At 72.9% G+C, this 18,634-nt stretch carries 21 protein-coding genes; 15 read left to right on the plus strand and 6 right to left on the minus strand.

Translation table 11 applies throughout. The features are described from left to right. Window positions 1-39 precede the first annotated feature (39 nt). Window positions 40-432 carry a cyclic nucleotide-binding/CBS domain-containing protein gene (locus NMK34_RS30175; RefSeq protein ID WP_013289279.1) on the minus strand — a complete coding sequence of 131 codons (393 nt, stop codon included), beginning with the start codon at window positions 430-432 and terminating at the stop codon, window positions 40-42. 112 nt (window positions 433-544) lie between these two features. On the opposite strand from NMK34_RS30175, the gene NMK34_RS30180 reads away from it, so the two are divergent. The 4 genes from NMK34_RS30180 (at window position 545) to NMK34_RS30195 (ending at window position 3,554) form a co-directional block, all read left to right on the plus strand. Next, window positions 545-1,000, plus strand: a complete 456-nt coding sequence (locus NMK34_RS30180) for an NUDIX domain-containing protein (RefSeq protein ID WP_262012989.1) — start codon at window positions 545-547, stop codon at window positions 998-1,000. A gap of 70 nt (window positions 1,001-1,070) precedes the next feature. Continuing rightward, window positions 1,071-1,802 (plus strand): phosphocholine cytidylyltransferase family protein, encoded by a 732-nt coding sequence (locus NMK34_RS30185; RefSeq protein WP_318336466.1) that lies wholly within the window; start codon window positions 1,071-1,073, stop codon window positions 1,800-1,802. Then, window positions 1,790-2,857 (plus strand): iron-containing alcohol dehydrogenase family protein, encoded by a 1,068-nt coding sequence (locus NMK34_RS30190; RefSeq protein WP_318336151.1) that lies wholly within the window; start codon window positions 1,790-1,792, stop codon window positions 2,855-2,857. The genes NMK34_RS30185 and NMK34_RS30190 overlap by 13 nt, the downstream gene beginning before the upstream one ends. Then, entirely contained in the window at window positions 2,832-3,554 is a 723-nt protein-coding gene (locus tag NMK34_RS30195) for a CDP-alcohol phosphatidyltransferase family protein (RefSeq protein WP_318336152.1), read from the plus strand. The genes NMK34_RS30190 and NMK34_RS30195 overlap by 26 nt, the downstream gene beginning before the upstream one ends. Window positions 3,555-3,612: 58 nt before the next feature. On the opposite strand, the gene NMK34_RS30200 is transcribed toward NMK34_RS30195, so the two are convergent. Beyond that, window positions 3,613-4,881 carry a glycosyltransferase family 4 protein gene (locus tag NMK34_RS30200; RefSeq protein ID WP_318336153.1) on the minus strand — a complete coding sequence of 423 codons (1,269 nt, stop codon included), beginning with the start codon at window positions 4,879-4,881 and terminating at the stop codon, window positions 3,613-3,615. A gap of 24 nt (window positions 4,882-4,905) precedes the next feature. Between NMK34_RS30200 and NMK34_RS30205 the strand changes: the two genes are divergently transcribed. The 5 genes from NMK34_RS30205 (at window position 4,906) to NMK34_RS30225 (ending at window position 10,374) form a co-directional block, all read left to right on the plus strand. After that, window positions 4,906-5,766, plus strand: a complete 861-nt coding sequence (locus NMK34_RS30205; protein WP_318336154.1) for an Fpg/Nei family DNA glycosylase — start codon at window positions 4,906-4,908, stop codon at window positions 5,764-5,766. A 324-nt stretch (window positions 5,767-6,090) separates the two neighbouring features. Then, entirely contained in the window at window positions 6,091-7,596 is a 1,506-nt protein-coding gene (locus NMK34_RS30210) for a sugar transferase (RefSeq protein ID WP_318336155.1), read from the plus strand. Window positions 7,597-7,629: 33 nt separating this feature from the next. Next, the gene (locus NMK34_RS30215; RefSeq protein ID WP_318336156.1) at window positions 7,630-8,853 is read left to right on the plus strand and encodes a sensor histidine kinase; all 1,224 of its coding nucleotides are present in this window, start codon (window positions 7,630-7,632) and stop codon (window positions 8,851-8,853) included. After that, window positions 8,850-9,617, plus strand: coding sequence for a LytR/AlgR family response regulator transcription factor (locus tag NMK34_RS30220; protein ID WP_013289288.1), 768 nt, complete (start codon window positions 8,850-8,852; stop codon window positions 9,615-9,617). Before NMK34_RS30215 ends, NMK34_RS30220 begins: the two co-directional genes overlap by 4 nt. Before the next feature lie 94 nt (window positions 9,618-9,711). Beyond that, window positions 9,712-10,374, plus strand: a complete 663-nt coding sequence (locus NMK34_RS30225; protein WP_318336157.1) for a DUF5701 family protein — start codon at window positions 9,712-9,714, stop codon at window positions 10,372-10,374. 22 nt (window positions 10,375-10,396) lie between these two features. Here NMK34_RS30225 and NMK34_RS30230 read toward each other — a convergent pair whose 3' ends face one another. Continuing rightward, window positions 10,397-10,948: a Uma2 family endonuclease gene (locus tag NMK34_RS30230; RefSeq protein ID WP_318336158.1), complete on the minus strand. Its 552-nt coding sequence runs from the start codon at window positions 10,946-10,948 to the stop codon at window positions 10,397-10,399. Between the two features lie 307 nt (window positions 10,949-11,255). On the opposite strand from NMK34_RS30230, the gene NMK34_RS30235 reads away from it, so the two are divergent. Together NMK34_RS30235 and NMK34_RS30240 are read left to right on the plus strand one after the other, a co-directional pair. Then, window positions 11,256-11,606: a hypothetical protein gene (locus tag NMK34_RS30235; protein ID WP_318336467.1), complete on the plus strand. Its 351-nt coding sequence runs from the start codon at window positions 11,256-11,258 to the stop codon at window positions 11,604-11,606. Further along, entirely contained in the window at window positions 11,606-13,246 is a 1,641-nt protein-coding gene (locus NMK34_RS30240; protein ID WP_318336159.1) for a cation acetate symporter, read from the plus strand. Before NMK34_RS30235 ends, NMK34_RS30240 begins: the two co-directional genes overlap by 1 nt. 45 nt (window positions 13,247-13,291) lie before the next feature. Here NMK34_RS30240 and NMK34_RS30245 read toward each other — a convergent pair whose 3' ends face one another. Beyond that, entirely contained in the window at window positions 13,292-14,149 is an 858-nt protein-coding gene (locus tag NMK34_RS30245) for a hypothetical protein (protein ID WP_318336160.1), read from the minus strand. Continuing rightward, window positions 14,142-14,642: a SigE family RNA polymerase sigma factor gene (locus NMK34_RS30250; protein ID WP_269703455.1), complete on the minus strand. Its 501-nt coding sequence runs from the start codon at window positions 14,640-14,642 to the stop codon at window positions 14,142-14,144. Before NMK34_RS30250 ends, NMK34_RS30245 begins: the two co-directional genes overlap by 8 nt. A gap of 151 nt (window positions 14,643-14,793) precedes the next feature. Between NMK34_RS30250 and NMK34_RS30255 the strand changes: the two genes are divergently transcribed. From NMK34_RS30255 to NMK34_RS30265, 3 genes are read left to right on the plus strand one after another with little or no spacing between them, the layout of a single operon-like run. Further along, a complete protein-coding gene (locus tag NMK34_RS30255) occupies window positions 14,794-15,558 on the plus strand; it encodes an ABC transporter ATP-binding protein (RefSeq protein ID WP_135242523.1) in 765 nt (254 codons plus the stop codon). After that, entirely contained in the window at window positions 15,543-17,237 is a 1,695-nt protein-coding gene (locus NMK34_RS30260) for an ABC transporter permease (RefSeq protein WP_318336161.1), read from the plus strand. The genes NMK34_RS30255 and NMK34_RS30260 overlap by 16 nt, the downstream gene beginning before the upstream one ends. Continuing rightward, window positions 17,237-17,728, plus strand: coding sequence for an SRPBCC family protein (locus NMK34_RS30265; RefSeq protein ID WP_318336162.1), 492 nt, complete (start codon window positions 17,237-17,239; stop codon window positions 17,726-17,728). Before NMK34_RS30260 ends, NMK34_RS30265 begins: the two co-directional genes overlap by 1 nt. A 21-nt stretch (window positions 17,729-17,749) precedes the next feature. On the opposite strand, the gene NMK34_RS30270 is transcribed toward NMK34_RS30265, so the two are convergent. After that, window positions 17,750-18,007: a hypothetical protein gene (locus tag NMK34_RS30270; protein WP_262012975.1), complete on the minus strand. Its 258-nt coding sequence runs from the start codon at window positions 18,005-18,007 to the stop codon at window positions 17,750-17,752. Between NMK34_RS30270 and NMK34_RS30275 the strand changes: the two genes are divergently transcribed. Beyond that, window positions 17,997-18,593, plus strand: coding sequence for a flavin reductase family protein (locus NMK34_RS30275; protein WP_318336163.1), 597 nt, complete (start codon window positions 17,997-17,999; stop codon window positions 18,591-18,593). The two genes, NMK34_RS30270 and NMK34_RS30275, sit on opposite strands and share 11 nt — an antisense overlap. The last annotated feature ends 41 nt before the right edge of the window (window positions 18,594-18,634 follow it).

Below are 18,634 nucleotides of genomic sequence, written 5' to 3' on the forward strand. Positions count from 1 at the left end.
GCCATCGCCCTTTCTCCGGCGCCGTACGCGCCGGGCGGATCAGGTACGGGTCGGTGCGTGCTCACCCGCCCAGACCCGCATCAGGTCCCGTACCGAGATCACTCCCGCCACCTCCCGGCCGTCGAGCACGACCAGGTGACGGAACCCGCCGCGGGCCATCGCCGCGGCTGCCTCCTCGACCGTCCAGTCCGGGCCGGCGTAGACGACGTCCCAGGTCAGGTGTGCCCCGGTGCGCTCGACATCCGGGTCGAGCCCGGCGCCGATCGCCTTCAGCACATCGCGTTCGGTCATGATCCCCACTCCCTCGGAGTCCGGGTCGATCACGACCGCCGACCCGACACCGCGGGCCGACATCATCCGGGCCGCCTGCCGGAGCGTGTGCTCCGGCCCGACCACCAGTACCTCGCTGGACATCGCTTCCCGTACCTGCATCACACATCACCCCTGTGGGACGGCGACTGAGTACGGACATGGTGGGCCATCGATGCGTACCGGGACAAGAACGGGCATCGCCGGAGACGGCCCGGATGGCTACTGTCGGAGGGTGCCCACCGAGCCCCTCCGCTGCGCCGGCGCGCTGATCGTCGACGACGACGGCCGCATCTTCATCCAACGCCGATCCCCCGACCGACGCCTCTTTCCGAACTGCTGGGACATCGTCGGCGGCCACCTCGAACCGGGCGAGGAGATCGACGACGCGCTGCGCCGGGAGGTCACCGAGGAGACCGGCTGGGCCGTGTCGCACGTGCTCGGCCTGGTCGGCGAATACCGATACACCGCCGACGACGGGCTGACCCGGGTGGAGACCGACTTCCTGATCCGGGTGGACGGCGACCTGAGCCGGCCCCGGCTGGAGGCCGGCAAGCACACCGAGTTCCGCTGGCTGGCGGAGTCGGAGATCGCGCTGCTCGACGAGCACCGGGACGTCAACGACGGGCTGATCCGGCGGATCGCGGAGGACGGCTTCGCGGCGCTGCGCTCGATCGGTCTGACGGGCTGAACCACTGCCGCTCCGTGCCCGGCGATATCCTCGCCGGGTGGAATCGGGTCGAGAAGAGGAGCGTGTCGGCATGATCGGGATGGTGCTCGCCGCGGGAGCGGGGCGCCGGCTGCGGCCGTACACCGACACCCTGCCCAAGGCCCTGGTGCCGGTCGACGGGGAGACCACCATCCTCGACATCGCGCTGCGCAACCTCGCCGAGGTGGGGCTGAACGAGGTCGTGATCGTGGTCGGCTACGCGGCCGGCGCGGTGCGGCAGCGCCAGGCCGCGCTGGAGGAGAAGTACGGCGTCACGATCACGCTGGTCCACAACGACAAGGCCGAGGAGTGGAACAACGCGTACTCGCTCTGGCTGGCGCGGGAGCACTTCTCCCGTGGCGTGCTGCTCGTAAACGGCGACACCGTGCACCCGGTCAGCGTGGAGAAGACGCTGCTGGCCGAGCGCGGCCCGGGCGTCCTGCTCGCCGTGGACACGCTCAAGCCGCTGGCCGAGGAGGAGATGAAGACCACCTTCGACGCCGCCGGCCAGCTCACCCGCATCACCAAGCTGATGGACCCGGGCGAGGCGTACGGCGAGTACATCGGCGCGACGCTGATCGAGCCGCAGGTGGCCGAGCCGCTCGCGGACGCGCTGGAGGCGACCTGGCGGCGCGACCCGAACCTCTACTACGAGGACGGCTACCAGGAGTTCGCCGAGCGCGGTGGCGAGGTGCGGGCCGCCCCGATCGGTGACGTCTCCTGGGTAGAGGTCGACAACCACGCCGATCTGGCCCGGGCGCGGGAGATCGCGTGCCGCTACTAGCCCGCAGCGTCCTCACCCCGCTGCACATCGACGTGCGGCGGGGCGCGGTGGCCGACCTGGCGGCGATCCTCTCCGACGGGCGGATCTCCGCCGGTGGCGACGTCGCCGTGGTGGTCGGGCCGGGGCAGGGCGAACGGATCGCCGAACTGATCCGGCCGTCGCTGCGCTCGGCTGACGTGTTCACCGTCGCCGGGGGCACGCTCGACGCCGCCGACGACCTGGGGGCGAAGCTGCGCACCCGGTCGTACGACGCGGTGGTCGGCATCGGCGGCGGCAAGACGATCGACGTGGCCAAGTACGCCGCGACCCGGCGCGGTCTGCCGATGGTGACGGTGGCGACCGCACTGGCGAACGACGGCATCGCCTCCCCGGTCGCGAGCCTGATCACCGAGGGCCTGAAGGGCTCCTACGGCGTGCACATCCCGATCGCGGTGATCGTGGACCTGGACTTCGTGGAGGCCGGGCCGGAGCGGCACAACCGGGCCGGCGTCGGGGACGTGATCAGCAACATCAGCGCGCTGGCGGACTGGGAACTGGCTCGGCGGGTACGCGGTGAGCCGGTCGACGGGCTGGCCGCCTCACTGGCCCGGGCGGGCGCGGAGGCGGTGCTCAACCATCCCGGTGACATGAGCGACGACGCGTTCGTGACCGTCCTGGCCGAAGCGTTGATCTCCAGTGGGCTCGCCATGGCCGTCTGCGGCACCAGCCGTCCGTCCAGCGGCGGCTGCCACGAGATCATGCACGCGATCGACGCGCTGTTCCCCGGCACCGCCTCGCACGGCGAGCTGGCCGGGCTCGGCGCGCTGTTCTGCACGTACCTGCGCGGCGACGAGCGCCGGTTCGCCGAGATGGCGGCCTGCCTGACCCGGCACGGGCTGCCCCGGCTGCCCGCCGAGGTGGAGCTGACCGACGACCAGTTCGTCGAGGCGGTGCAGTTCGCGCCGGCCACCCGGCCGGACCGCTACACCATCCTCGAACACCTCGCGATGTCCGCTACCGAGACGCGGGAGCGGCTGGCAGACTACGCCGGTGCCCTCCGCGACCACATTGGCTGAGCCCCGTCCCACCGTCGCCGACTTCCACCGGGTCAACCGGGGAGGCGGCCTGTTCAGCGAGTCGATCAGCCAGTGGATCGGGGCGGCCTTCGCGCTCGCCGCGCAGCGCCTGGGGTTGCGCCCGACCGCGCTGACGCTGACCAACCTGGTGCTGGGACTGGCCGCTTCGATCACCGTGGTGGTGCTCGCCGACGACGTGGCCGCCGGCACCGTACCGGCCTGGGCGGTCGGGCTGCTCGCGCTCGTCGCGTGGCAGATCGCGTACGCGCTGGACTGCGCCGACGGGCAGCTCGCCCGGGTGACCGGTCAGGGCAGCGCGGCCGGTGCCCGGATCGACGTGCTCTGCGACGTCGCCGCCCAGATCGCCCTGGTGGCCGCGATCGGCGCGACAGCCGTGGCGCAGCGCCCGTCCACGCCGGTCTGGCTGGTGGCCGTGTTCGCCGGCACCTGGATGGTCAACCTGGTGACGTCGGTGATGCAGTCGGGGCCGAACGCGGCGAGCATGGTCACCTCGACCTCGCTCCCGGTGCGCCTGGTGAAGCTGGTCCGCGACTACGGCGCGGTGATCTTCGTGGCCGGCCTGGTGCTGGCCTTCGCGCCCGCGCTGGCGTTCTGGGTGATGGTCGCGTTCACAGTCGTCAACGGCGGCTTCCTGCTGGCGAGCATCGCCTTCTCCGCCCGCGCCTCCCTGCGATAAGGAAGGGCCCCTTCTTAACGCCTCGTGCATTGAAAGGGGCCCCTCCTAACACCTGGGGTCAGCGCGCGGGGCGGCCTCCGGCCAGGCCGGCGTAGACGTCGATCAGGCGCTTGGTGATCACGTCGGGGTGGAACGTGCGCTCGTAGCGGGACCGGGCCGCACCGGCGAGCGTCCCCGCCTCGGCGGCGGCCAGCGGCAGCGCGGCGGCCAGCGCCTCGACCTCCGGCGCCACCACCCAACCCGCCTCGCCGCGCTGCACCCCGGACGGCAACGCGACAGGCCCGTCGCCCGGCGCGGCGGTGGCCACCTCGGCCGGGCCGGTGCCGGCGGGCTCGCGCGGGCCGTCCGCGCCCACCAGGTACGGAATGCCGCCGAGCGCAGTGCCGAGCACCGGCCGCCCGGACGCCAGCGCCTCGATGATCACCGTGGGCAGCACGTCGTGCCAGGTGGAGGTGGCCAGCACCACGGAGCTGTCGGCCAGCGCCGCGCGTACCCCGGAGCGGTCGAGCTGGCCCAGGTAGAGCACGTCGGGCCGTTCGGCGGCGGCCGCCTCGGCCAGCGGACGCAGCTCACCGTCACCGGCGATGCGCAGCGGGCCGAGCGCGCCCACCGGGTGCCGCCGCCACGCCGCGAGCAGCAGGTCAAGGCCCTTCTCCGGGCTGAGCCGCCCCATGAAGAGGAAGCCGTTCCCGGCCGGCGCCGGGGTGCCCGGATCGGGCACCGCGTTCGGCTTGACCACGATCCGCTCGCCCGGGATGCCGTAGTCGCGCAGATGATCAGCCACAGCCGTGGTGAGCGCGATGTACCGGTCCACCGACTTCCAGGTGGGCCGGTGCACGGCGAGCGTGGTGGCCATCAGCGCGCTCTGCACCCGCGAGTTGCGGTAGCAGCGGTGCACGATCGCCGGTACGCCGAGCGTCCGCCCCCGGCAGTCCTGGCAGATCACGCCGTCGCGGAAGTACAGGCCCGAGGAGCAGACCTGCCGGTAGTTGTGCACGGTCTGCACCACCGGCACCCCGCGCTTGTGCGCGGTCCGCACCACCCAGGGCGAGAGCAGAGGGTACGGGTTGTGCAGGTGCAACACGTCCGGCCGGTGCTCGGTGAGCAGGCGGTCCAGGTCGTGCTGGGCCTTCGGGGCCCAGATCGGCGAGATCGGCAGCAGCGCCTTGGCCGGCTTGGACATCGACGGGATCTCGTCGGAGCTGCGCAGGAACGGCAGCACCTCCACACCGGCGGCGGTGAGCTGGGCGATCTCCGCGTCGACGATGGTGTTCTCGCCGGAGGGCTGGGCTTCCCGGTACCGGTTGTGCGCCACCACGATTCTCACGGGAAAGAAGGCTACCGTTGGACGATGCCCGAACTACCGGAGGTGGAAGCGCTCGCCGGTTACCTGCGCGAGCGTGCGGTGGGCCGCCGCGTCGAGCGGTTCGAGGTCGCCGCGATCAACGCGCTGAAGACGTACGACCCGCCGCCGAGCGCGGTCGCCGCCCGCACCGTCACCGGTGCCGGCCGGTACGGCAAGTTCCTGGACGTCCGGTTCGACGAGGGACTGCACCTGGTGGTCCACCTGGCCCGGGCGGGCTGGCTGCACTACCGGGAGGCGTTCCCGTCGGCGGCCCCGCTGCGGCCCGGCAAGGGCCCGATCGCGGTGCGGTTACGCCTCGACGACGGCTCCGGCTTCGACCTGACCGAGGCCGGCACCCAGAAGAAGCTTGCCGCCTACCTGGTCACCGACCCGGCACAGGTGCCGGGCGTGGCGAAGCTCGGGCCGGACGCGCTGGAGGCGGATCTCCCGACCTTCGCCGAGCGGCTGCGCAGCCGTAAGGGCCAGGTGAAGGGCGTGCTGACCGACCAGTCGGTGCTGGCCGGCGTCGGGAACGCGTACTCCGACGAGATCCTGCACGCGGCGCGGCTCTCGCCGTTCGCGATCACCGACCGGCTCACCGACGACCAGCTCGCCGGCCTGCACGCGGCGACGCGCACGGTCCTCGGCGACGCGGTGCGCCGGTCGATGGGCCAGCGGGCCGCGGAGCTGAAGGGTGAGAAACGCTCGGGCCTCAAGGTGCACGCCCGGAAAGGGCTGCCGTGTCCGGTCTGCGGCGACACCGTGCGGGAGGTGTCGTTCGCCGATTCGAGCCTCCAGTACTGCCCCACCTGTCAGACCGGCGGCAAGCCGCTGGCTGACCGAAGGTTGTCCCGGCTCGTACGGTGAGTAATGGCATTCGCCGGTTACCGAGCGGAATCGACCGGCGATCGCCTAAGGTCCGGTCCGCCCCTCTACCCGAGCCGTCATCCATCGGTATAGTGGCTCGGTCCCCGGCTTCACAACTGATTCGGAGCCGGCCAGATCTCACCGAGCACCAGCGGAACGGCTTCCTCGCGGGGGCCGGTCCGGGCCGGGCCCGCGTGGGAGACTGGGACGGTGAGCGACCCGGGCCCTCACGCCGAGTGAGGACGCGGGTCATGCGGGAGGACATGGGTTGAGGTGACGACAAGCCTCCAGCGCCCGGTAACCGACAGAGGCCGGAGCAAGAGCGTGCGGCACGTCGACAGCTTTGAGATCCAGCCGCCGACTCCGCCGTCGCACAACGGCGTACCGCGGTCGGCGTGGGCCCGCGCCCGCCGGCGGGTGTCCCGGTGGCACCGGCCCTACATCGCCCTCCTGCTGCTGCTGGACTTCGGTGCGGCCGCCCTGGCCAGCTTCCTGGCCGTGCAGATCTTCGAGCAGGCCGCCTCCGGCTTCCGGGACGCGCCCGAGGCGTGGTTCTACACCGTGGCGTTCGTGCTCCTGCCGCTCGGCTGGGTGCTCATCCTCTGGGGCAACCGGGCCTACGACCGCCGCTACCTCGGTCTCGGCCCGGACGAGTACAAGCGGGTGATCCGGGCCGGCGTGGCGGTCGCCGCGACGGTCTCCTTCCTCGCCTTCGCCACGAAGACCACCCTGTCCCGGTGGACGGTCGGCTTCGCGCTGCTCGGCGCCCTGCTGCTGATCCTGCTCGTCCGCATGATCGCCCGGGCCTGCCTGCACGCGCTGCGCCGCCGCGCCGGCCACGCCGGACACCGGATGGTGCTCGTCGGCACGCTGCCGGAGTGCCTGGAGGTCTACTCCACCGTCACCCGGAACCCGTCCGTCGGCCTGGTGCCGGTGGCCATCCACCTCACCGACGGGTACGCCGCCGCGCGCGGCCTGGAGACCCCGGTGCCGGTGTACGCGGGCCGGGACGTCCTGGCCCTGGTGCGTGAGGTCGGCGGCGACACCATCGCGGTCTGCGGCTCGGCCAGCGCCGAGCCGGGCGAACTGCGCCGCCTGGCCTGGCAGTTGGAGGGCTCCGGCGTCGACCTGGTGGTCGCACCCCAGCTCACCGACATCGCCGGTCCCCGGGTGCACATCCGCCCGATCGAGGGCCTGCCGCTGCTGCACGTCGAGGAGCCGACCCTGTCCGGGCCGGCGCTGCTCGCCAAGAACCTGATGGACCGGGTCGCCGCCGGGCTGGGTCTGCTGCTGCTGGTCCCGCTCTTCGTGGCCGTCGCCGTCGCCATCCGGATCTCCGACCCCGGGCCGGTCTTCTTCCGCCAGCCCCGGGTGGGGCACGAGGGGCGGACGTTCCGGGTCTGGAAGTTCCGGACCATGTACGTGGACGCCGAGGAGCGGCTGGCCGGCCTGGTCGACCGCAACGAGACCGACGGCATGCTGTTCAAGATGAAGCAGGATCCCCGGGTCTTCCCGGTGGGCCGCTTCCTGCGCGCCACGTCGCTGGACGAGCTGCCCCAGCTGATCAACGTGCTCTGGGGCGAGATGTCGCTCGTCGGCCCGCGTCCGCTGCCCGCCGACGACGGCGACTTCCTCGGCGACGTCCGGCGCCGGCTGCTGGTGCGGCCGGGCATGACCGGGCTGTGGCAGGTCTCCGGCCGCTCCGACCTGTCCTGGGACGAGGCGGTCCGGCTCGACCTCTACTACGTCGACAACTGGTCGCTGGCGTACGACCTGAGCATCCTGTGGCGGACCGTGGGCGTGGTGCTGGCCCGCAAGGGCGCGTACTAGCGCTACCGGGCCGGCACCCGGCAGGATCGCTGCGTGGGTGGCAACCTCTCCGCCGTCTTCGCCGTCGTCTCGCTGGTCACCGCGTTGGCCGCGGCGCTCTGGGCGGTGCTGCGGCTGCGCGGACGGCGGGGCATCGCCACCGCCACGCAGCGGGCCACGTACGAGGTGCTGCACACCGCCGGGCTCGCCGCCGAGCCGCTGCGCGCCGGCCTGACCGCGGCGGACGCGGCGAAGGCCGTACGCCATCTGCGGGCCCTCGTCGGCGCGGCCGGGCTGGCGCTGACGGACCGGGACGCGTTGCTCGCGATCGACGGGCAGGGCGCGCACCACGGTGACCAGTTGGTCGCGGCGGCCCGGCGCGCGGCCGAGGGCGGGCGCTCGACGGTGCTGGGCGAGTCGGAGCTGCGCTGCGACCTGGTCGACTGTCCGGTACGCGGCGCGGTGGTGGCGCCGCTGCGCGCGGACGGGCGGGTGGTCGGGGCGCTGGTGGCGGTGGCCGACGAGCGCCCGGCCCCGGGGCTGGTGCAGGCGACGCTGGAGACCGCGCACTGGGCCGGTGACCAGCTCGCGCTGGCCGAGCTGGAGTCGTCGCGGGAGCGGCTGGCGCGGGCCGAGGTACGCGCGCTGCGCGCCCAGATCAGCCCGCACTTCATCTACAACGCGCTGACCGCGATCGGTTCGTTCGTGCGGACCGACCCGGAGCGGGCGCGGGAGCTGATCCTGGAGTTCGCCGAGTTCACCCGTTACTCCTTCCGGGCGCACGGCGAGTTCACCACGCTCGCCGAGGAACTGCGCTCGATCGACCGCTACCTGACCATCGAGCGGGCGCGCTTCGGCGAGCGGCTCCAGGTACGCCTCCAGATCGCGCCGGAGGTGCTGCCGGTGACGTTGCCGTTCCTCTGTCTCCAGCCGCTCGTGGAGAACGCGGTCCGGCACGGGTTGTCCCGCAAGCCGGGCACCGGCATGGTGAGCATCGAGGCCCGGGACGCGGGCGCGGAGTGTCACATCACGGTGGAGGACGACGGGGTGGGGATGGATCCGACGACGCTTACCGCCGGCATCGCCGAGGTGTCGGGCGCGGCCGGGGATCCGGCCGACGACCCGGGGCAGCACGTCGGCCTCTCGAACGTCGACGAACGGCTCCGGTCGGTCTTCGGGGACGGGTTCGGCCTAGTGGTGGAGACGGGCCTGGGTTCGGGTACGAAGGTCAGCATGCGCGTGCCGAAGTTCCACCCCGGCGTCCGGGCGTCGTCGTGACAGTCACCGGCACCGGGTTCCTCCGGGTGCTGGCGGTGGACGACGAGCCGCCCGCGCTCGACGAGCTGGCGTACCACCTGCGCGCCGACCCCCGGGTGGCCCGGCTGCACACGGCCGGGGACGCGACCGAGGCGCTGCGGGTGCTGCGCGACGACGACGTGGACGTGGTGTTCCTCGACATCCGGATGCCCGGGCTGGACGGCATGGAGCTGGCCCGGGTGCTGCGCCGCTTCGCCCGGCCCCCGGCGATCGTGTTCGTCACCGCGTACGACGACGGCGCGGTGGACGCGTTCGACCTGGGCGCCACCGACTACGTGCGCAAGCCGGTACGCGCCGAGCGGCTGGCCGAGTCGCTGCGCCGGGTGATCGGCTCCCGGGTGGTGCCGTCGCATCCGGCCGCGCTGGCCCGGGCGGAGGAGGATCCGACCATCCCGATCGAGCTGGCAGGCACCACCCGGATGCTGCCCCGCTCGGCGGTGCGGTGGGTGGAGGCGCAGGGCGACTACGCGCGGCTGCACACGGCGGAGGGGTCGCACCTGGTCCGGGTCTCGCTGGCGACGCTGGCCGAACGCTGGGCGGACGCCGGGTTCGTCCGGATCCACCGCTCATATCTGGTGCAGTTGCGGCTCATCGCTGAGCTGCGGCTGGTCAACTCCGGTTATGTGGTGGTGATCGACGGATCCGAGCTGCCGGTGAGCCGCCGGCACACCCGGGAGCTGAAGGACAAGCTGGTGCGTGCCGCGAAGCAGGACTGGAGTCGCTGAGGGTCGGGGCCGCCGTCGGCGCGGTAGTCGGCTTGTCGCTGCCGCACACTGGCGTACAATGTACGGCAGACCGTACGACAGGGTGGGGGACCGCATGTCCGACGACCGCTTCGACGCCGCTACCGAATTCGACAGCCAGCTCGACCGCCTCGTGCAGCTCGGCTACCCGGCACTGGCCGAGAAGACCGAGGAGGAGTTCCGGACGCTGCTCACCCCGCTGCGCGACGCGGCGGTCACCGGTGCCGCCGGCCTGGCCGGGCCCACCGACGCGCGGGTGCCGTTCCTGCTGGTGACCACGCGGGAGCTGGTGCCGGTGCCGGAGCGCATCGCGCTCACCACGCTGGCCGGCAAGCGCAAGACCGGCGTCCTCGACCGCAACTTCCCCGCCGACGACCTGCCCACCTTCCACCCGATCAAGGAGCTGGAGGTGCCCGCCGGGCCCGCGTACCTGCTGTTCGACGTGGACCGGGGCGAGGAGTACCGCAACGTGCCGCCGTCGGCAGCGCTGGAGGACATGACCGCGAAGGACCGGCTGCCGATCACCATCGACGAGGGTCTGGCGTTCGTCACGCTGCACCCGCAGGCACTGGCGAGCAACAGGTGCTTCTCGCTCGTGGGGTCGCGCTGCGGCGACCGGCGGGTGCCCGCGCTGTGGATCAGTCAGGGCGCGCCGAAGCTCGGCTGGTGCTGGTTCGGCAACCCGCACACCTGGCTCGGCTCGGCGACCGCGAACCCGGTACGGGTGGGGCTGAGCTGACGCGAGCGCCGGAGCCCGGCGTTCAGAAGATCTCGCCGACCGGCAGAACGAGCGGGAACGGCTGGTCGGCGCGGTACACGTCGGCAGTGGAGAGCACTGCGGACTCGCGGTAGCGACCACCGACGTTCTCCAGCACCGTCACGGTCTCCTTGCGCGGCTCGACGAGCCAGTAGTTCGCGATGCCGGCGACGCCGTACTCGTGGCGTTTGAGCACCAGGTCACGGCCGGCGTTGCCGGGCGAGACGACCTCGGCCACGAGCAGCACGTCGGCCGGGGTGAGCGCCGGGCCGCCACGCTCCAACGCCTCCTCGCGGGCGACGAAGACGTCCGGCACGAAGTAGGACGAGCGGTTCGCGCTGACGCCGACGTCCTGACCGACGAGCAGACCGGACGGCGCCTGCCGATCGAGGAGGCGACGGAGACGGTTGGCGATCGCCCCGTGCCGGACGTCCGCGTGTGGGGACACGAGCAGGCTCCCGTCGAAGATCTCGTAGTCCTGGCCGTCCTCGGGGAGATCCTGGAGGTCGTCGACCGTCCAGACGTCGCCGCTGCCGGGCCGTGCCGGGCTGGTCACTGTCACACCTCCTCTCTACCGGCTCACCCTGACACCCCGTCCGGTCGTCCACAACGACTCCACGCCATCCACCGGGTTATCCACAACCGTGAAGCGTTATCCACAGGTTGTGCACAGGGCCCGAACGCCTGCTCTTGACATTCCCGCTGAGCGGGCGAGACTGCCGGAGGTGACCGGAGCCGAGGAACAGCATCTGACGGGGCGGCCCGCCGAGGCCGCCCCGGTTCCCGGCCCCCGCGCGTCCCCGCCCGGCCGCCATGAGCCGGGCAGCCGGCCGCAGCCGGCCGCCGCGCCGAAGCGGACCCGGATCGTGCTGGCCGAGGTCTCCCGGGCCGGCAATCCGGCCGACCGCACCCGCTCCGAGCTGACCCAGCAGACCCCGGTCGGCGAGACGCTCGTGCAGGGGCTGATGCGCGCCCAGCTCTCCCTCGCGCTGCGGCTCAGCCTGCTGGTGCTGGTCGGGCTCGGCGGCCTGCCCTGGCTGTTCGCCATCGCGCCAACGGTCGGCCGGGTGACAGTGCTCGGGGTCAACCTGCCGTGGCTGCTGCTCGGCGTCGTGTCCTTCCCGTTCCTGATCGTGGTCGGCTGGGCGTACGTGCGGCTGGCCGAACGCAACGAGCAGGACTTCGTCGACCTGATCCGACGGCCGGAACGCTGATGTCCAACGACTACGTGGTCCCGGCGATCGTCGCCGTCACCCTGGTCACCGTCGGTATCGGCTTCTACGGGCTGCGGCTGGCCCGCACCACCTCGGACTTCCTGGTCGCGTCCCGGGCGGTCAGCCCGACCTGGAACGCCGCCGCGATCGGCGGGGAGTACCTGTCGGCGGCGAGCTTCCTCGGCGTCGCCGGGCTGATCCTCAAGTACGGCGTGGACGTGCTCTGGTACCCGGTCGGCTTCGCCGCCGGATACCTGGCGCTGCTGCTGTTCGTGGCCGCGCCGCTGCGCCGCTCCGGCGCGTTCACGCTGCCCGACTTCTGCGAGGTGCGGCTCGGTTCCCGCCGGCTGCGCACGCTCGCCACCGTCTTCGTGATCTTCATCGGTTGGCTCTACCTGGTGCCGCAGTTGCAGGGCGCCGGGCTGACGCTGGCCACGCTCACCGGCTCGCCGTACCCGCTCGGCGCGCTGCTCGTCGCCGTGGTGGTGACCGCGAACGTGGCGCTGGGCGGCATGCGGGCGATCACGTTCGTGCAGGCGTTCCAGTACTGGCTGAAGCTCACCGCGCTCGCCGTACCCGCGATCTTCCTGGCGTTGCAGTGGCAGGCCGACGCCCGCCCGGCGGTGACTCCGCCCGACGGGCCGACGTTCCGGACCGCGACCACAGTCGTGGTCGAGCACCGCGCGACGCTCACGCTGCCCGACGGCGACATCCGGGAGGTACGCCCCGGCGACCGCCTCGAGTTCGCCGCCGGTGACCCGGTGCCGGAGGTGTCCGGCGCGGCGACCGGCGCCACCGAATGGCTGCTGCCGGACACCGCGGGCGAGGACGACAGGGGACTGTTCGCCACGTACTCGCTGATCCTGGCCACGTTCCTCGGCACGATGGGCCTACCGCACGTGCTGGTCCGCTTCTACACCAACCCCGACGGTGCCGCCGCCCGCCGGACCACGCTCGTGGTGCTGGCGCTGGTCGGCGTCTTCTATCTGCTGCCGACGGTCTACGGCGTGCTGGGTCGCATCTACACCCCGCAACTGCTGGTGAGCGGCCAGACCGACGCGGTGGTGGTGCTGCTGCCCGGTGCGGCGCTCGGCGACGGCACCACCGGCCGGCTGCTCGCGGCGCTGGTCGCGGCCGGCGCGTTCGCGGCGTTCCTGTCCACGTCGTCCGGCCTGCTCACCAGCGTCGCCGGGGTGATCTCGACGGACGTGCTGGGCCGCGGCTCGGTACGCGGTTTCCGGCTCGCCACGGTGATCGCCGGTGGGGTGCCGGCGGTGCTCTCGCTGAACGTGTCCGGGCTGGACGTGTCGCAGGTGGTCGGGTTGGCGTTCGCGGTGGCCGCGTCGAGTTTCTGCCCGCTGCTGGTGCTCGGCATCTGGTGGCGCGGCCTGACCGACCTGGGCGCCGCCGCCGGGGTGCTGGTCGGCGGCGGCGCGGCGGTCGGCGCGGTGCTGCTCACCGTGCTGGGCCCGCCGCTGACCGGCTGGCCGGCGACGCTGACCACCCAGCCGGCCGCGTGGACGGTGCCGCTGGCGTTCACCGTCATGGTGGTCGTGTCGATGGCGAGCCGGCGGCGGCTGCCCCGCGACGTCGGCGCCACCATGCTCCGCCTGCACACGCCGGAGTCGCTGCGCCTGTGAGGCGGGGTCCGCTCGCGCCGGCCCCGCCCCGCACCCGAGCACCGGTCAGCAGGTGTCCGTGCCGGCGCACAGCCGGTTCACCACCGACCGGGCGGTACGGCGGGCCTCGGTGGGCGTGGTCTGGGAGTCGAGGCGTAGCTGCGCCACCAGGTCGCCCTGCCGGACGACGAGCCAGCGACCGGGCCTCCCCCCGACATCGCTGCCCACCAGCACCCCGTCGTCGCCGCCGAGCGACTCGGCCATGATCGACAGTGAGTCGCCCGGCTGCTCCATCTCGCAGCCCTTGACCAAGGTGCGGAGATTCTTCATGACCGTGGTGGCGGAGGTGCCCGAGTGCCGGGTCACCCGCTGGACGATCCAGTCACTGGGCGAGTTGAACGCCACCGACCGGGTGGCGATCTCCCCGTCGGCCAGCGTCGGCGACTCGTTCACGCAGAGGGAGGCCATGAACTCCAGGGACCAGTCGCCGTCCACCTTTCCCGTACTCATCGTGAAGCCCGTCGGCAGGTCGGCGAGCTGGAGCATCGCCGCCGCCGGAATCGTCCGGCTCGGCGCGCGGCTGGTCGACCCGCCGCCGGTGGTGCCGGCGGGCCGTCCGGTGGTGCGGCTCGGCGTCGGCGTCCCGCTCTCGGACGGCTCGGCCGACGGCGTGGAGCTGGGCGTGGGCGCCGGGGTCGGCGGGGTGGGAACGACGGTGGCCGGCGGCACGGGTGGCGGTGCGGCGTCGGGACGGACCAGCGCCACACCCGACGCGACGAGACCCACAGCGACCACGGCGGCCAGACCGGCGGCGATCTGGGTACGCCGCGTCCGCTGCCGACCTCGACGCCGCACCTGCTCGGTGGGTGCCCAGACGAGGTGCTCGGTGTCCCGGTACAGGTCCGAGAAGATCGGATCAGGCATTGCGGATCTCCTCCGGCAGGGTCATGTCGAGCAGGGCGGCGAGGGCCTTGCGGCCCCGGGAGAGGCGAGCCTTGACCGTCCCGCTGGGTACACCGGTCTGCGCGGCGATCTCCGCGACCGACAGGTCGGCCAGGTGATACAGGACCACCGCCTGCCGCTGGTCCGAGGAGAGCTGCCGCAGCGCGGCGACCAGGGCCACGGTGTTCTCCGAGGGCGGCCGCACCGGCGGTGGTGGACCGTGCCGCCGGTAGGCGACGACGCTGTTGCGCACCTTGCGCCACCGGTTCACCAGCAGGCGGTGGCCGACGGTACGGACCCACGCCTCCGGGTCGTCGTACTCGCTGACCTGCGACCAGCGCTGCCAGGCCCGCGCGTACGCCTCCTGGGCGGCGTCCTGTGCCTCGGCCCGGTCACCGCCGAGCGCGTACAGCACCGTCACCACGCGTTGTCTGCTGCTCCGGTAGAACTCCTCGAACGCACTGTCCGCATCCATGTCTCTCCCCGCTGCCGTCCCTGGGACTGACACCCACCGCCCGGGTCGCCGGTTGCAGGCCGTCGGCAATGCGACTCGTACCTCTCAGGGATGAGGCGAGATCATCCTGCCGTCCGAGCGGCCGCTGGCCGCAGCCCGATACGGTCGGACCATGACCGATCAGCACCCGGCACTGTCCCTTCGTGGTCTGGCCAAGCGCTTCGACACCAAGGTCGCGGTGGCGGGCGTCGACCTCGCGGTGCCGACCGGCTCGTTCTACGGGCTGCTCGGCCCGAACGGCGCGGGCAAGACCACGACCCTCTCCATGGCCGTCGGCCTGCTGCGGCCCGACGCCGGTGAGGCGCGGGTGCTGGGGTACGACGTCTGGGCCGACCCGGTACGCGCCAAGAGCCTGCTCGGTGTGATGCCGGACGGCGTACGCCTCTTCGACCGGCTCAGCGGGGCGGAGCTCCTGGCGTACCACGGTCTGCTGCGCGGCATGGACCCGGCGGTGGTCGACCAGCGGGCGGCGGAGTTGCTCGACGTGCTGGCGCTCTCCGACGCCGGCCGCACGCTCGTGGTCGACTACTCGGCGGGCATGAAGAAGAAGATCGGGCTGGCCTGCGCGCTGCTGCACGGTCCGCGCCTGCTGGTGCTGGACGAGCCGTTCGAGGCGGTCGACCCGGTCTCGGCGGCGCTGATCCGCGACATCCTGCACCGGTACGTCGGCGGCGGCGGCACGGTTATCTTCTCCAGCCACGTGATGGAGGTGGTCGAGCGGCTCTGCTCCCACGTGGCGATCCTGGCCGAGGGCCGGATCAAGCGGGTGGGCACGCTGACCGAGGTGCGCGGCGACCGGTCGCTGGAGGACGTCTTCGTGGAGGTCGTCGGCGGCCGGACCGCGACCGGCGAGGAGCTGTCGTGGCTGTCCCGGTGACCGTGCCCGAGCGCCCGGCCCGGCGGGTGTCGCCCTGGCACTTCGTCCGGCTCAAGCTGCGGGTGCTCGGCAACAACTTCCGGGGCCAGACCTGGCGGGTCGCGCTGTTCATCCTCGGCCTGCTGCTCGGGCTCTGGTTCGCCGCCGTCGGGTTCTTCCTGCTGGCCGCGCCGGGCCTGGCGGGTGAGTCCCGGTACGCGCTGATGATCGCCGCCTTCGGCGGTGGCCTGCTCACGCTCGGCTGGCTGCTCCTGCCGCTCGTCTTCTTCGGCGTGGACGAGACGCTCGACCCGGCCCGGTTCGCGCTGCTGCCGCTGTCCCGCCGCACCCTGGTCACCGGCCTGCTCGCCGCCGCCCTGGTCAGCGTGCCGGCGCTGGCGACGGCGATCACGGCGGCCGGGCTGGTGGTCACCGCCGGCGCGCTCGGTGGATGGGCGGCCGCCCTGGTCGGCGCGCTCGGCGTGGTCGTCGGGCTGCTCGTCTGCCTGGCCGGTGCCCGCGCGCTGACCAGTGCGTTCGCGAGGATGCTGCGCTCCCGCCGGGTCCGCGACCTGGCCGCCGTGCTGCTCGCGGTGCTGGCCGCACTGCTCGGGCCGCTGCAGTTGCTGGTGCTCGCCGCGGTACGGCAGACCGACTGGGACCGGCTGGACGGTGTGGCAGGGGTGGTCGGCTGGACGCCGTTCGGCGCACCGTGGACCGCCGGTCTGGACGTGGCCCAGGGCCGGGCCGGCGCGGCGGTGGTGAAGCTGCTGATCGCGCTCGCGACGCTCGGCGTACTCCTGTTCTGGTGGTCCCGGTCGCTGGAGACGGCGATGGTGGGCGCGGCGAGCAGCGGCCCCGCGCGGACGCCGCGCGCGGTGGCCGGCGGCGCGGCCGCGCAGCTCTTCCCCCGCGCGGTGGGCTGGGCCCGGCGGGACCGGTTCGGCGCGATCGTCGCCCGGGAGTGCCGCTACTGGTGGCGGGACGCCCGCCGCCGGGCCAACCTGATCACCGTCGCCGTGGTCGGCGTGTTCGTGCCGCTGATGGTCAACCTGGGCGGCCCCGCGTTCCTGTCCGAGGGCGGCGCCGCATTCGACCAGGCCACAGCCGATTCCTCACCGGCCATGGTCAGCCTCACCATGATCTTCGTGGGGGCGCTCGCGTCGTTGACGCTCGCCAACCAGTTCGGCTTCGACGGCAGCTCGTACGCGGCGAACGTGGTCGCCGGTGTGCCGGGGCGGGTGGAGCTGCGGGCCCGGATGGCCGCGTTCTCGATCTACGTGGTGCCGATGCTCGTGGTGATCGCGGTGGCGCTGGCGGTCGTCCTCGGCCGGCCCGAATGGCTCGGCGTGATGGGTGGCGCGTTGTTCGCCGCGTACGGCTGCGGGCTCGCGATCAACGCGTTCGTCTCCGTGCTCGGCGCGTACTCGCTGCCCGAGTCGAGCAACCCGTTCGCCCTCAACAGCGGCGCGGGCTTCACCAAGGGTCTCCTCACCCTGGTCTCCATGGTCGGCTCGGCGGTGGTGGCGGTGCCGTTCGTCGTGGCCGCCGCGCTGCTCGGCGACGTGTGGCTCTGGCTCGCGCTGCCGCTCGGCCTGGCGTACGGCGGGGGCGCCGCGCTGCTCGGCGCGTACATGGCCGGGGACACGCTGGATCACCGGCAGCCGGAGTTGCTGGCGAATGTCACTCCGAGGCGCTGATGCCTGTCGTCGAAGCGGTCGTCACCGTCCCGGTCCCCCCGGAGCTGGCGTTCGCCGTCTCCCAGACCACCGCCCCGGTGCGGTACCGGTGGGATCCGTTCGTCCGCGAGCAGCACTTCGTCGACGGCGCGACGCGGCCCGGCCGGGGCGTGCGGACGTTCACCCGCTCCCGGCACGGCCTGGTCATGGTCAGCGAGTACGTCTCCTGGTCGCCGCCGACGAACGTCGGCATGAAGATGGTGCGCGGACCGTGGTTCTTCGAACGGTTCGGCGGCGGCTGGCGGTTCGCGCCCGGCCCGGATCCCGGCACCACTGTCGCGACGTGGCGGTACAACTTCCGCTGCCGCCCGGCGTTCCTGCGCCCGGTCGCCGAGCGGATCGGGGAGTGGCTGCTCGGGCGGGACATCCGGCGCCGGATCGCCGGGTACGCGGACGGCTGCGCCGACCCGGAGGTGCTGGCCGCCGCCCGCCGGTTGCTCGCCGACGACTGATCCGCGGGTCTCGGCCCGCCGTCAGGCGGTGCGGCGCATCGCCGCGTAGACGTGGTGGCCGTCGCCGACGCTGGTCATGGTGACCAGCTCCCAGCCGTAGTTGGACAGATGCTCGACCGCTTCCATCAGCGGCTGGTAGGCCCGGCGGCCCCAGGTGTTGTTCGCCCTGACCAGCAGGTGCCGGTGTGGATAGGCACGCAGGTCGACCTGGCCGCCGAGGATGGCGTCGGCGGCGACGACCCGTTCCTGGGCGAGCTGCTGCGGGGGGATGAGGTTCATGCCCGGCAGGGTAGGGCGTTCCGTCGAACCTCGCCCGGCGGCGGGCGGCACAATGTTTCACGTGAATCCAGAGCCGGGCGCGCAGATCCACTCCACCGACCCGTTCGCGGCACCGGCCGCGCAACGCTCGCCGGTACGCCGGCTGCGCGGACGGCTGGCCGCCCCGGTGACGCTCTGGACCGCGCCCGGCCCGGCCGGGCTGACCGTCTCCTCCACGCTGGTCGCCGAGGGCGAGCCGGACCGGCTGCTCGGCCTGGTCGACGCGGAGTCGGACCTGTGGGCGGCGATCGAGGAGGCGGGACGGTTCGCGGTGGCCCCGCTGGGCCCGCAGCACCGGCAGCTCGCCGACCGCTTCGCCGGCCTGTTCCCGTCGCCCGGCGGCCTGTTCGCGCTGGACGCCTGGACCGAGACGCCGTACGGGCCGGTGCCCGCGGACGCCGGCGGGTGGGCGGGCTGCCGCCTGGACACCGCCCGCGAGTACGGCTGGGGCCTGCTGGTCGAGGCCACCATCGAATCGGTCGACCTGCCTGCGGACACGCCCCCGCTGCTGCACTACCGAGGCCGCTACCACGACCTCCCCGGCTGACCCCTCCGCTCCGTCGATCATGAAGTTGGCCGCGTTCAGCG

Origin of the sequence: Micromonospora sp. BRA006-A (assembly GCF_033433935.1) — a bacterium.
Lineage (GTDB): Bacteria > Actinomycetota > Actinomycetes > Mycobacteriales > Micromonosporaceae > Micromonospora > Micromonospora aurantiaca.

What these genes read in the sequence shown, in the direction of transcription:
- NMK34_RS30175 (WP_013289279.1), bottom strand. Translation starts at nt 432, where the DNA reads ATGCAGGTACGGGAAGCGATGTCCAGCGAGGTACTGGTGGTCGGGCCG.
- NMK34_RS30185 (WP_318336466.1), top strand. Translation starts at nt 1,071, where the DNA reads ATGATCGGGATGGTGCTCGCCGCGGGAGCGGGGCGCCGGCTGCGGCCG.
- NMK34_RS30205 (WP_318336154.1), top strand. Translation starts at nt 4,906, where the DNA reads ATGCCCGAACTACCGGAGGTGGAAGCGCTCGCCGGTTACCTGCGCGAG.
- NMK34_RS30225 (WP_318336157.1), top strand. Translation starts at nt 9,712, where the DNA reads ATGTCCGACGACCGCTTCGACGCCGCTACCGAATTCGACAGCCAGCTC.
- NMK34_RS30240 (WP_318336159.1), top strand. Translation starts at nt 11,606, where the DNA reads ATGTCCAACGACTACGTGGTCCCGGCGATCGTCGCCGTCACCCTGGTC.
- NMK34_RS30245 (WP_318336160.1), bottom strand. Translation starts at nt 14,149, where the DNA reads ATGCCTGATCCGATCTTCTCGGACCTGTACCGGGACACCGAGCACCTC.
- NMK34_RS30250 (WP_269703455.1), bottom strand. Translation starts at nt 14,642, where the DNA reads ATGGATGCGGACAGTGCGTTCGAGGAGTTCTACCGGAGCAGCAGACAA.
- NMK34_RS30255 (WP_135242523.1), top strand. Translation starts at nt 14,794, where the DNA reads ATGACCGATCAGCACCCGGCACTGTCCCTTCGTGGTCTGGCCAAGCGC.
- NMK34_RS30265 (WP_318336162.1), top strand. Translation starts at nt 17,237, where the DNA reads ATGCCTGTCGTCGAAGCGGTCGTCACCGTCCCGGTCCCCCCGGAGCTG.
- NMK34_RS30275 (WP_318336163.1), top strand. Translation starts at nt 17,997, where the DNA reads ATGAGGTTCATGCCCGGCAGGGTAGGGCGTTCCGTCGAACCTCGCCCG.
- NMK34_RS30270 (WP_262012975.1), bottom strand. Translation starts at nt 18,007, where the DNA reads ATGAACCTCATCCCCCCGCAGCAGCTCGCCCAGGAACGGGTCGTCGCC.